The organism is Proteiniclasticum aestuarii (genome assembly GCF_017368455.1).
Taxonomy (GTDB): domain Bacteria; phylum Bacillota; class Clostridia; order Clostridiales; family Clostridiaceae; genus Proteiniclasticum; species Proteiniclasticum aestuarii.
Genome location: NZ_JAFNJU010000020.1, coordinates 1 through 12,226, shown reverse-complemented (window position 1 = coordinate 12,226; position 12,226 = coordinate 1). Strand labels below are relative to the sequence as shown.

Below are 12,226 nucleotides of genomic sequence, written 5' to 3'. Positions count from 1 at the left end.
GCTGCTTTAGCAGCAGTTGAGTAAGTAGTGCGGTTGGCGGCCGCTTTCATGCACCCTCACGGGTGCAGCTGGTGAAAGACCCTTATAGGGTCAGTGGAAACCGCCGGCTAAGCCGGCGGTTTTGATTCACAGGTAAGATGCTGCACAAAACAGATGGACCTGTTATACAGACAAAGTAAAAAGAGCGTATGACTTCAACGATGAAGCCGTACGCTCTTTTAGGAGGACTCTGAATGAAGACGGCGTGGATTCTGGGCAGAATCCGAAGGAACTCGTTAGAAAGTTCTCTGGATACACACATCAAGCATATTCAGTACTAGGATGTTCTATATCATTCAGAATATCGTCCTATTCTATTGGTATGTAGCCAATCACTTCGTAGGTATCACTATCACAGACAATACGTGCAAAGTCGTGGCCTGACCGATCACCTATAGTGATAATCCAGTCAGTAGCGTCAACTGCATGTTTATCCACTTGAGCAACCATGGACCATACATTCTCCCATGTTCTTTCATCTGCATTCTGTATTGTTACTATGTTTGTATCTATACGGTCTTTTGAATCAAACTCCGAGCTTTCAATAAAGTCTATACTGTTATCGACAGCCTTTTGCTGCTCAGGGGATAATGAAATCTCAATATTTGAATCAGCTGTGACAGCTGGAACGTCGTTGTTGTCAACGGATGAGCAGCCCACTGTAAATAACAGCGCACAAAGGCTGAGGGGTATAAATTTTATAATCTGCATTTTTTTGCCTCCTCGTAGATTATGATTCATGAAGATTTTCGATTATTTCCTAGTCTCTGATTTCAAATTCGGCGCTGAGGTAATAGGCTTCGTCTCCTGGCCTGTCTTTTCCGGTGATGTCCGTTTCAGTGAGGTTGAATGCCATGATCACACGGTAGCTTCCTTCCCCCATGTCGACCCGATTGTCTCTACGGATCCAGAACTTCTCATCCTGTCCAGGCTCCAGCATGAACCCTATGGCAGGAGCTTCGGCCATGGCCGCGATCCTTTTCCAGCCATCAGAGCTCTTCAGCTCGATTCTGTCGTTGGCGCCAAACCAGATGACCTGGTCACTTTCATTTCTGATGAGGTAGCTTTCTGGATTGATCTCTTTCTCTGGAATCAGAAAAATGTCAGGAAGGATATTGATGCGGTCTTCAGGAATCACAAAGCCCTCGCTATACCAGACGGGTTCCACATCGGGGCTTTGCTCCTCTGGGGTGGAATCAGGGGATGGCTCTTGCGTGTCAGGCGCAGTGATGGATGTTTCTGGTTGCGGAGCCTTTTCGGTTTCCGGTATGGCTTCACTGCTGCAGGCTGCTGTCAGAGATAGGATAAAGATACTGAGCAGAATAAGAACTTTCTTCATTGCGTTCCCCCTTGGCATACATTATTCATGTGTATATTATATGCTTTAAATTCATGGAAATAGTTACAAAAAAAACAGTATAGTCATCGTCTAATTTTTTATAGATATAATTAAGAAGGATGAGTTCCTTCTGCGTGATAACACTAGAATGTTCAGTGGTTTCCGTGATGTCCGAATGAAGCGGAATAGTAGAACAGATAAGATATAGTTCAGGTGATTGTATTATAATAGAAGAAAATGATGAACTGGAGGATGTATTATGGAAGGTTACGCATTGGTCACGGGCGCCACATCGGGAATCGGACTTGAAATCGCACTGAATTTCGCAAGGGATGGTATTCATCTCATACTTGTGGCGCGAAGAGAAGAGAAGCTCAATGAAATCAGAGATAGAATTGAAGCCCAGTACGGGGTGAAGGTGCTGGTTCTGGCAAAGGACCTGACCCGGGAAGAAGCGCCGGATGAAATCCATGAGGAAGTGGAAAAAAGAGGCATCCGAGTGGATTACCTCATAAACAACGCAGGATTCGGTAGCTTCGGAAGGCTCAAGGATACGGACTACGAAAAGGAAAAGGATCTGGTGAAGCTCAATGTGCTTTCCCTGCTCCAGATGAACAAGCTGTTCATACCCGCCATGGTGGAAAGGCACTTCGGCTATGTGATGAATGTAGCCTCGCTTGCGGCGTTTATGCCTGGTCCTGTCATGGCCAACTATTATGCGTCAAAAGCCTATGTGCTGAGCCTCTCAGAAGCCATGCATGAAGAGCTGAAGGAAGAAGGCGTGAAAGTATCCGCTTTATGTCCGGGTCCAGTGAGAACCGAATTTCAGGAACGTGCAGAGATGAAGAAGACAGATACGGCAAAAGCCTTCATCATGGAGGCAAAGAAAGTGGCGGATGCAGGTTATCTCGGCCTCTGGAGAGGAAAAGCCGTGGTGATTCCAGGAACATTTGAAAAGATGGTTCCGGTTCTTACAAAGCTCATGCCCAGATGTCTCGTAAGAAAAGCGGCTTTCCTGTCACAAAAAGAATAACTATTGCTATAAATTTGGTATAATAGAAGTAACAAAGAGTGAACCGAAACGGATGTGAGAGGTGCTGGGTATGGCCAATAAAGACTGGAAAACATTCATGATTCCCTATGAGCAGGCTGTGGAAGAACTGAAGGTCAAGCTGAGGGCAATCAGAACGGAATATCGAAGGAAAAATGATTATTCGCCCATTGAGTTCATCACGGGCAGAGTGAAGGAAATTTCCTCCATGCTGGAAAAAGCCAACAAGTTTGAGATTCCCCATGATCGTCTGGCCATGGAGCTGGAAGATATCGCGGGCATCCGAATCATGTGCCAGTTTGTGGATGACATTGAAACGGTGGTGAATATTCTTCGCAGCAGGCAGGATATGAAGATTCTCTATGAGAAGGATTATATCACCAATGTGAAACCCAGCGGCTACAGAAGCTATCATATGATCATTCAGTATCCTGTGAATATGGCCTCTGGAGTAGTCAACATCATCGCCGAAATTCAGATTCGAACCCTTGCCATGAATTTCTGGGCGGTGACCGAGCACAGCCTGAACTACAAATACAAGCAGAGCATACCGGAAAATATCAAGAGCAAGCTGAAGGAAGCGGCAGAATCGGCCTATCAGCTGGATCAGACCATGCTGGACATCAAGGATGAAATCAAGGATGCCCAAAAGCTCTTCGAAGTGAAATCGGCCATCGTATCATCCATCATGAATGATATTCTTTATCTCATGTCTCTGAACAAGATTCAGGAAGCATCCAGATTTCAGAGTCAGCTGAACAAACTCATCGAGTACGGAGATGTATCGGATCTCAATCAGCTGCATCTTCTGGTGAAAAAGGAAATCAATCGGTTCAGATAGCATTTCGGGCAGTCAGATCACGTATCTGGCTGCCTGTTTAAACGGTGCTTTGATTTTGTAAAATTTAATAGTATAATGGTTATTGAAAAAAGAGAAATAAACTGCAGAAAATGATGTGAGGAAGAAATGGAACAGGAAAAAGAAATTCAACTGGTGAAAAGAAACGGAAATGAAATCAGGCATATGGTGAGTCCATCCTTTGACGTGATGATGGAGGCGGTGAAAAAGACGCCCTCTTCCATTCAGCATATCAAGAATCCTCCGGTTTCTGTCATGCTGACAGCGGTGACTGGAGGATGGAACAGTCTGAGATTCATAAAGGATGCACCCTATGAGGTGCAGCTTGCTGCGGTGAAGAACAAAGGCTGGGCCATCCAGTATGTCATAGACCAGACTCTGGAGCTTCAGATGGAAGCGGTGAAAAGAGACTTTGATTCGATTCAGTACATCAAAGACCCGGGCTGCGAAGTGCAGCTGGCAGCGGTGAATACCTTCTGGAGCGCACTGAAATATGTGAAAAAGCCATGCCTGGAGGCAAAGGTGGCCGCCATCGGAAGAAGCGAGCAGGCCATCACCTATGTGGGTGACTACACGGAAGAGGAGCTGAAGAAGTATCTTCTGGCCAACATCAAAATCGTGAAATACATCTATGATTCCCTGGACTTGGACATGCTCTACGAGGTGCTTGAAGAGAAGTTCAGTGGTGAAAATGTGACGCCGGAGTATATCAGGGACTTCATGGAGCTTCAGATTCTGGACATCAATAAAGTGAACTATATCAGAGACCACGGGTCAAGAAGCACGAAACAGAAACTCATTGATTATGTGCTGGCAAGATAGGAGAGGGAGACAGAAATGAATTACAAAGAAACACTGGAAGCTGTGGAACTGTCGCTTCTTAGCCGCGCAGTGCCACTGATCATAGGAGAGAGCGGTATCGGAAAGACATCGCTCATCAAGGATTTTGCGAAAAGAAATGATATGTATCTGGTGAACATCGATGCAAATCTTCTGAAGGAAGGAGAGATTGGAGGTCTGCCCATGGTGGTCGGAGGAAAGACCTACTATGCGACCCATCATAAGCTCATGGAGATTGATGCCTGGCTGCAGAACAATCCAGGCAGGGTGATGCTCTTCATCGACGAAATCAACCGCTGTGACCACAGCGTGCAGCAGGAGCTCATGAACCTGATTCTCAACAGAGAAATCAACGGATACAAGCTTTCCCACAGAGTGCTTGTGGCGGCGGCCATGAATCCCACAAACAAGATGGATTCTTTCCGGGAAACGGACTATCAGGTGGTGGATATGGACCCCGCCCAGGAGGACCGTTTCATCTGGTTCAATATGGATTCGGACCCCAAGGAATGGATCCGCTGGGGCATGGAGGAAGGACAGATCCACGAACAGGTCCTTCAGTTCATCTCCAATTTCAGAGAGTATCTGAGCTACAACAGCGAGGATGAGTATATCCAGGCTACACCCAGAAGCTGGGAGAGGGTCTCCAATGCACTGAAGGTGTTCGAGAAGAGAAACTATGAACCTAAAACGCTGTATCATCTGGTCAAAGGGAATGTGGGCACCAGGCTTGCTCAGGAGTTCACGGCATTTCTGGAGGAGAACAGAAATCCGCTGATTTCACCGGATGATCTCTATGAGATGGATGTGCTGGGGCAGTTTGTGCGGGATGAGATCAGTCAGGCAAGCCATTCCAGGCTGTACATCCTGGCAAAGAATATGATTCTGAAGCTGAGAGACCGCATGACGGAGAAACATGGAGACCGATTTTCGGAGGTGCTCAATCTCATGCCCAAGGACCTGAGAATCTCAGTGATGAAAGAGCTGAAAAGTGACTATCCCGATGTCTATCCGCTGCTGCTCAACTCAGATACATTCATAGAGGGGTTCTTCGATTGTTATGGTAGATCTTAATTTCAATAAGGAATTTCAGGAGCAGGATGAACTGATGAAGAAAAGAAGATCGCTTCTTTTCGATCTTCAGAAGTATATGGAGGGGGAACGTCTGCGTCAAGGCTTCAACAAGGATTTCTTCGATTATCTCAATGAGATTTCCTTCAAGATGCTCAACGGTGGAGAGGACTACTATGCCCTTTTTCTGGGAGATACCATTCGTGAGATTGACTTTAATCTGGCATTCCCCACTGCAAGTGTACTGAAAGGAAACAAGATCCATTTCCTGTTTAATCCGCTCTCCTTTCTGTTTCTTTCGGAGCGGGAAGCTGTGGCACTGATCAAACATGAGATCCTTCATATTCTGCTCAAACATCATGGAAGGGAAAGGATTCTGAAAAACAAGTATCGGAAACTGGCCATCAATCTGGCCATGGATATCTCCGTGAATCAGTATATCAATCATCTCCCGGCATTTGTGGAGAGAATCAACACCGTGAATATGCGCTTTGATCTCAATCTGAAGACCAATGAGACGCTGGAATTCTATACAGAGGAGATTCATAGGGCCATCCTGGAACATCCCAAGGAAGCCAAGGAGCTTTCGGAATCGGATAAAGCCAACTATGAAGAGGTCCATGACCAGTGGGTGGAATCCGAGGAAGAAGATACCGACGAGGTGAAGGACAAGTTGAAATCAACTCTCAAACTTGCTTCACGAAACGGGATTCCTGATGAAGTTCTGCGTATCGTGAAGGATAATCTGAAAGGTGAGGTCCACTGGACACAGATCATCAGAAAAGCCATGAGAACACTGCCCAAGGGAAAAAAGAAAACCGTAACCAGGGTGAACAGAAGACAGCCTGAAAGGCTGGATTTAAGAGGTGAACTGAAAAATCACATTCCGGATGTCACCGTGGCCATCGATATCTCAGGAAGCATTGACGACAGATCCATGAGAGAATTTCTGAAAGAGATCATTACCCTGAGCCATGCATACAGTGAGTCCATCCGAGTCATCGAATGTGATGATGCAGTGAGGCGTGACTATAAGATCCGATCCTACCAGGACATCAAACCTTTGCTGAAAAGAAGGGGCGGTACAAAGTTTTCTCCGGTGTTTCAGCACATCAAGGAATTGAATCTGAGAAATACGCTGCTGATTTATTTCACGGACGGCTTAGGCGAGGACAAGCTGGAGACTAGACCCTCCCATTACAGAACCATATGGGTGGTGAAGGGAGAAAAGCTGTCACTGAGAGATCCCTTCGGTGAGGTGATTCATCTGAAGAACACTGTGAAGGAAAATGAGCCGGCCTATGGAATCCAGGTCATGAGAGCGCTTCTTCATGACTGGGCGAGGTAGGATCCGATAGAAGAAAGGAGCAGAAGATGAAAAGGATGAAAGAAGATTCAGGCAAAAAGAAGAAACAGGAAGGTATTTCATATCTAGTCATTGGTATCGGTGTAGGGGTGGCCTTGGGTGCTGCTATGAATAATCTAGCCATTGGCATCGCCTTAGGTGTGGCCATCGGAGCCGGCCTTGATCAGCAAAACAGAAAGAAAAATGAAAACAAGTAGAATCGCACGTGAAAAACCGGACTCCATGGAGCCCGGTTTTTTCATGACAAGGATAATTTTAATATTAAAAAGGACGGATGTTTCCATCCGCCCTTGAAGATCGTATTAACTGCAGCTGCTGCAGGAACCACAGTCAGATTCAGTGACCTTATTTGGCCTCAGAACCATACCCTGTCCCATGTTCTCTTCTGTGGAGAGAATCTGGAAGCCTTCGAACTCCTTGTACAGTCCGGTTTCCACATAGAAAGTGAGATCCTTGATGGTTGTTTCCATATCTCCATCCTTGCGATCATCCACCTGAAGTCCGAATCTTGGACCGCTGCAGGCGTAGCCTGCAAGGCTGATTCTGATATTGTTCTTTTCAACGTTGTTTGATCTTAGAAAGTTCAGGAATTCATCATAGGCAGAATCGCTCATGGTAAGCAGTTCTTTGTTTAGTGTCTCCATGTATTACTCTCCTTATCGTTTGTTATACAGCGCAGCCTGTAGCACAGGTTGAGCATCCGGCAGCATCGTCAACCTTCTTCGGTCTTAGTGACATACCACCACCGAAGTTTTCTTCATCAGAAAGGATGACGAAGCCTTCATATTCGTTGTAAAGATCCTTCGAAACGATGAAAGTGATGTCTTTTACGACTTCTACCACGTCACTGTCTGTAGGATCGTCTACCATGAGACCGAATCTTGGTCCGCTGCATCCGAAGCCTGCCAGTGCCAGTCTGACTACCTTAGGTTCGATTTCGTTGGCTTCCAGCAGGTCGTTGAACTCCTGGTAGCCTTCTTCTGAAATGTCTATCATTTTGATCTGTGTATCATTCATTTATTCTACTCCCCTTTAATTCATATCATTATACTCTGAATTTCCATTCCATTATATAACATCGCGGATAAATCTTCAAATCATTTCTCGTTTATTGAAATATCCGGATAGTTTCTATATTTATATTATCAGAAAATCATTAAATCAAGCTGAAACTGAAAGGTTTTCCGGTAAAATAGCCATTAGAACCTGTTACATATTCAAAGATGGAAATCAATAATCATTCTGGAAAGAATAGGATTCAAACATTCAATGGTGTAAAATAGTATCAAGAAGAGATGTCTGAAATTACTGGCAGAACTCATTTCGTCGATAAAAGGGGAAAACCCTTGAGTCGGGGAAACTCAAGGGTCATACACTATTGTATACATAATCGTATAAAAGGGGGAAATATGAAATACTTTTACGTTTTTCGTATTTCGAAATATGTTGTGTGTGTTATGAATTCATATTAACATAGATTGTGTAAAATTGAAAGTCATTCTCAATTAATTTTTTAAAACAATTTGTAAACAAAGGGGTGTGATTATGAACAAGGATAAATTCTATGAGAAAGAGGAGTTATTAAGAGTCATTTTTATGCCTATCAATAACAGGTTGAAATCTGAAGTGGGGTCCTCCCTGGTGGAAGTCAAAGAAGGAGAATGGCTCTATGTGACGTTTATAACAGGAAGCGGGGCCATAAGGATCAAGTGCAGCACCAAGAGATTCATGATCACGGAGTTCAGTGTGAAGATCAGTTCCATGACCATTGATTTCATTCTGCTCCGATTTGCACTGTTTCTTCGGAGAAATGAGATACAGATCATCAGCGTGGTCATCAGAAAGGAGACGAGAATCCTTCAGGACTTTCTTGAGGATTCCTACCAGGAGAGCATTTTTGAGTCCTATGGTGAAGAAAGCTATATAGAACTGAAGGTCGGAGATTATATCGACAGATTCTACAAAAAGTACAGAAATGGTTCCTTCTAGAATATCTCAGGATTTGTTACATCTTCATTAACTTTGGTATTTGAGTCTAAAATACAGATGTTTTTGGGGTAAAATAGAACCAAATGAACAAACAGGAGGAATCGTCAAATGAAAATACTGACTTTTGTAGCTGATATTTTTGAAGATCTGGAACTCTGGTATCCCATCATCAGGCTGAAGGAAGAAGGATGGGAAGTGGATGTGGTTGCTCTGGACAAGAACAAGACCTACACCGGAAAATACGGACTGAAAGCGGAAGCCAATAAAACCTATGATGAAGTGAAGGCGGAAGATTATGATGGACTGCTCATTCCTGGCGGATATGCACCTGACATCCTGAGAGTGGAAGAAGGTTGCATTCAGCTGACGAAGGACTTCAACGATCAGAATAAGCCGATCGGCATGATCTGTCATGCAGGATGGGTACCCGTTACTGCGGGAATCCTCAAAGGGAAAACTGGAACCAGCACGAAGAAAATCAGAGCGGATCTTGAAGGAGCAGGTCTCACATGGGTGGATAAGGAAGTGGTTGTTTCGGAAAACATCATTTCATCCAGATCTCCTAAAGATCTTCATGTGTACATGACTTCTTTCATTGATGAAGTGAAGAAATTCAAAGAAAAGAATAAATAGGCTGCAAAAAAGGAATCTACCCAAAAGGCAGATTCCTTTTACAATGCTTCCGTCAAAGAATATGTGAAAAGACCACTCAGATTTTTCTGAGTGGTCTTTAGGCATAAATTCTTCACGGATTTTTTTCGTAATCTTCTGTAGTCTGAAGCTCGGGAATGAATCAGCTCTATTATCCCTTGACCACGATATTCACAAGTCTTCCCTTGATGACGATGACTTTGACGATATTCTTTCCTTCGGTTTCTTTTCTGATGGTAGCATCGGCCAGAGCCAGTTCTTGGATTTCAACATCAGTTGCGGAGGAAGGAATCATGATTCTTTCCTTGATCTTCCCGTTGATCTGGATGGCGATTTCCACTTCATCCTTCACAAGAGCCTTTTCGTCATAACCTGGCCAGGCTTCATCAAATACGGATCCTTCGTTGCCGAAGAGATGCCAGATTTCTTCTCCGAAATGGGGTGCAAAGGGAGCAAGAAGGCGGATGAAATCCGCATTGACCTTCTCCAGAACCTTATGGTTGTGGGCTTTCAGCGGAATGTATTTGGTCAGGGCATTGGTCAGCTCCATCATTCTTGCGATGGCTGTATTGAACTGCATCTTCTCCGCATCTTCGGAGACGCCCTTGATGGTGTTGGCATTCCAGTACAGAAGGTCCTTGTCCTCTGTTCGCAGTTCATCTGTGTTGCTTGAGCTCTGAAGGATATCCTTGATGTTATGGAAGTTTCTTTCTACTCGATCCACGAATCTTGCCACGGAGCGGATGCCTTCATCTGACCATGCGCCACCTTCCGCATAGGAGAATCCGAACATGAGATACATTCTGAATACATCGGAGCCGTACTGGTTGATGTATTCATCCGGAGAAATGGTGTTTCCTTTGGACTTGCTCATCTTCTGTCCATCGGGTCCCAGAATCAGTCCCTGATGGGTCAGAGATTTGAAAGGCTCATCGAAGGACAGGAAGCCCATGTCTCTTAACGCCTTGGTGACAAATCTGGCGTAAAGCAGATGCATCACTGCATGCTCTGGTCCACCTACATATTTGTCCACAGGAAGCATCTTGTTGATTTTTTCCTTATCGAAGGCTTCCTCTTCGTTCTTGTTGTCCACATATCTTAAATAGTACCAGGAGGAGCAGACGAAGGTATCTAAAGTATCCGCTTCTCTTGTGGCATGTCCACCGCATTTCGGACAGGTTGTATTCAGGAATTCCTCACTTTTTGCCAGAGGGCTCTTGCCGTCTGGAGCAAATTCCACGTCATAAGGAAGTGTCACAGGAAGATCCTTTTCTTCCACCACCACTTCACCGCAGTGATTGCAGTAGACGATGGGAATCGGCGCACCCCAGTATCTCTGCCTGGAGACCAGCCAGTCTCTTAGTCTGTAGTTGACCTTCAGCGATCCGCTGTTTCTCTCTTCCAGCCACAGGGTGACCTTCTCTTTGGCTTCTTCACCCATGAGGCCATCAAATTCTCCGGAGTTCATCATTTTACCGATTTCGGTGTAGGGAAGGCTCTCGCCCCCTTCAATGACTCTCTCGATGGGCAGGTCGTATTTCTTTGCGAATTCAAAGTCTCTTTCATCATGGGCTGGAACAGCCATGACGATACCGGTACCGTAGGTGTTCAGGACATAATCACCGACCCAGATGGGGATGATTCTACCGTTAATGGGGTTCACTGCATAGGAACCTGTGAAGACTCCGGTCTTTTCTCTGGACAGAGACTGACGATCGATGTCGCTCTGCATTTTCGCCTGCTCTATATAGGCTTCCACTTCCGCTCTCTGCGCTTCAGTTGTAAGGGTGGGAACCATGGCATTCTCAGGAGCGAATACCACATAGGATGCTCCGTAAAGGGTATCCACTCTTGTGGTGAAGACTTCGAATTCCAGGTCCTTCTGATCCACCTTGAATTTCACAGAGGAGCCGTAGGATCTCCCAATCCAGTGTCTTTGCATGGATTTGGTCTTCTCCGGCCAGTCCAGACCCTCCAGGTCTTCCAGAAGCTCATCGGCATACTTGGTGATGCTGAAGAACCACTGGGTCAGGTCCTTCTTGATGACGGGCGTTCCGCATCGTTCGCAGGCACCGTCCAGAACCTGCTCGTTGGCAAGAACCGTGTTACAGCTTGGACACCAGTTTACAGGAGCATTTTTTCTGTAAGCCAGACCATTCTTGTACAGCTGCACAAACAGCCACTGGGTCCATTTATAGTAGTCCGGTGCGCAGGTCACCACTTCGTGGTCCCAGTTGAACATGGCACCCATGGCTTTCAGCTGCACTTCCATGGTCTCGATGTTTTTCAGTGTGGAGTCCATAGGATGGATGCCGGTCTTGATGGCGAAGTTTTCAGCAGGTAGACCGAAGGCATCAAAGCCCATGGGCTGGAATACATTGTATCCCTGCATCTTTTTCATTCTTGCCCAGGAATCAGTAGGTCCGTAGTTGAACCAGTGTCCTGCGTGGAGCTTGCTCCCTGAAGGATAGGAGAACATCTCAAGCACATAGAGTTTTTCTTTATCCTTATCTTCTCTGAATTTGAAGACACCTGAATCCTCCCAGATTTTCTGCCATTTCTGATCTGTTTGTTTGCCGTAAATTGCCATTTTCTTCCTCCTTTAAAATAAAAATACTTCGTCTCTACACTAAGAGACGAAGTATATCCGTGGTACCACTCTAATTAAGCTTCCGCTTCACTTTGGCTGAATATAACGGTTCATACCGTGGCCTGTTAAGCCAATGCTCCCTAGACGAGTTCGCAGGATCTCCATATCTCTTTACACCAGCCAGAGACTCTCTATGATGGTTTCCCATGCTACTACTTCTGTTCATCGCATATATATCGAGATTATACCTAGGGAGAGGATAAAAGTCAACTGTTCTTCCTGAATTACAGACCCTCCGGTGTTTCATGTTAATTGTAATAGTAAGTTCCGTTTAGAAAAGAAAAAAAGAGAGAAACAGAACTTAGTGTTGCAAAGAGAATAAACAAGCCATTATGATGAACAGGATATCCGACCCCAGGACATCAGGAGGA

Annotated in this window: 13 protein-coding genes and 1 other annotated feature; of the genes, 8 read left to right on the top strand and 5 right to left on the bottom strand. The window is 45.2% G+C overall.

The features are described from left to right. Positions 1-348 precede the first annotated feature (348 nt). Together J3A84_RS15070 and J3A84_RS15065 are read right to left on the bottom strand one after the other, a co-directional pair. Positions 349-750 carry a hypothetical protein gene (locus tag J3A84_RS15070; RefSeq protein ID WP_207600879.1) on the bottom strand — a complete coding sequence of 134 codons (402 nt, stop codon included), beginning with the start codon at positions 748-750 and terminating at the stop codon, positions 349-351. A gap of 49 nt (positions 751-799) precedes the next feature. Beyond that, positions 800-1,378 (bottom strand): immunoglobulin-like domain-containing protein, encoded by a 579-nt coding sequence (locus J3A84_RS15065; protein WP_207600878.1) that lies wholly within the window; start codon positions 1,376-1,378, stop codon positions 800-802. A 259-nt stretch (positions 1,379-1,637) separates the two neighbouring features. Here J3A84_RS15065 and J3A84_RS15060 point away from each other — a divergent pair, with 259 nt between their 5' ends. The 6 genes from J3A84_RS15060 to J3A84_RS15035 all read left to right on the top strand — a co-directional run bounded on the left by J3A84_RS15060 (position 1,638) and on the right by J3A84_RS15035 (position 6,762). Then, entirely contained in the window at positions 1,638-2,411 is a 774-nt protein-coding gene (locus J3A84_RS15060; protein ID WP_207600877.1) for an SDR family NAD(P)-dependent oxidoreductase, read from the top strand. A 70-nt stretch (positions 2,412-2,481) separates the two neighbouring features. Further along, on the top strand, positions 2,482-3,270 hold the full coding sequence (locus J3A84_RS15055) for a GTP pyrophosphokinase (RefSeq protein WP_207600876.1): 789 nt from the start codon (positions 2,482-2,484) through the stop codon (positions 3,268-3,270). 126 nt (positions 3,271-3,396) lie between these two features. Beyond that, positions 3,397-4,110 carry a hypothetical protein gene (locus J3A84_RS15050; RefSeq protein ID WP_207600875.1) on the top strand — a complete coding sequence of 238 codons (714 nt, stop codon included), beginning with the start codon at positions 3,397-3,399 and terminating at the stop codon, positions 4,108-4,110. Positions 4,111-4,125: 15 nt separating this feature from the next. Further along, complete coding sequence (locus J3A84_RS15045) at positions 4,126-5,202, top strand: AAA family ATPase (protein ID WP_207600874.1); 1,077 nt, start codon at positions 4,126-4,128, stop codon at positions 5,200-5,202. Positions 5,203-5,236: 34 nt separating this feature from the next. Next, entirely contained in the window at positions 5,237-6,547 is a 1,311-nt protein-coding gene (locus tag J3A84_RS15040; RefSeq protein ID WP_207600873.1) for a vWA domain-containing protein, read from the top strand. Positions 6,548-6,573: 26 nt separating this feature from the next. Continuing rightward, positions 6,574-6,762, top strand: a complete 189-nt coding sequence (locus J3A84_RS15035; RefSeq protein WP_242694293.1) for a glycine zipper domain-containing protein — start codon at positions 6,574-6,576, stop codon at positions 6,760-6,762. A 105-nt stretch (positions 6,763-6,867) separates the two neighbouring features. Here J3A84_RS15035 and J3A84_RS15030 read toward each other — a convergent pair whose 3' ends face one another. Further along, the gene (locus J3A84_RS15030) at positions 6,868-7,209 is read right to left on the bottom strand and encodes a HesB-like protein (protein ID WP_207600872.1); all 342 of its coding nucleotides are present in this window, start codon (positions 7,207-7,209) and stop codon (positions 6,868-6,870) included. Positions 7,210-7,231: 22 nt separating this feature from the next. Beyond that, complete coding sequence (locus tag J3A84_RS15025) at positions 7,232-7,582, bottom strand: HesB-like protein (RefSeq protein WP_242694292.1); 351 nt, start codon at positions 7,580-7,582, stop codon at positions 7,232-7,234. 528 nt (positions 7,583-8,110) lie between these two features. Here J3A84_RS15025 and J3A84_RS15020 point away from each other — a divergent pair. Further along, positions 8,111-8,554, top strand: a complete 444-nt coding sequence (locus tag J3A84_RS15020) for a hypothetical protein (protein WP_207600871.1) — start codon at positions 8,111-8,113, stop codon at positions 8,552-8,554. A gap of 108 nt (positions 8,555-8,662) precedes the next feature. Continuing rightward, a complete protein-coding gene (locus J3A84_RS15015; RefSeq protein WP_207600870.1) occupies positions 8,663-9,187 on the top strand; it encodes a type 1 glutamine amidotransferase domain-containing protein in 525 nt (174 codons plus the stop codon). 169 nt (positions 9,188-9,356) lie between these two features. Here J3A84_RS15015 and leuS read toward each other — a convergent pair whose 3' ends face one another. Beyond that, complete coding sequence (gene leuS, locus J3A84_RS15010; RefSeq protein ID WP_207600869.1) at positions 9,357-11,795, bottom strand: leucine--tRNA ligase; 2,439 nt, start codon at positions 11,793-11,795, stop codon at positions 9,357-9,359. A gap of 39 nt (positions 11,796-11,834) precedes the next feature. Continuing rightward, positions 11,835-12,030 (bottom strand) — a binding site (T-box leader). Positions 12,031-12,226: the final 196 nt, after the last annotated feature.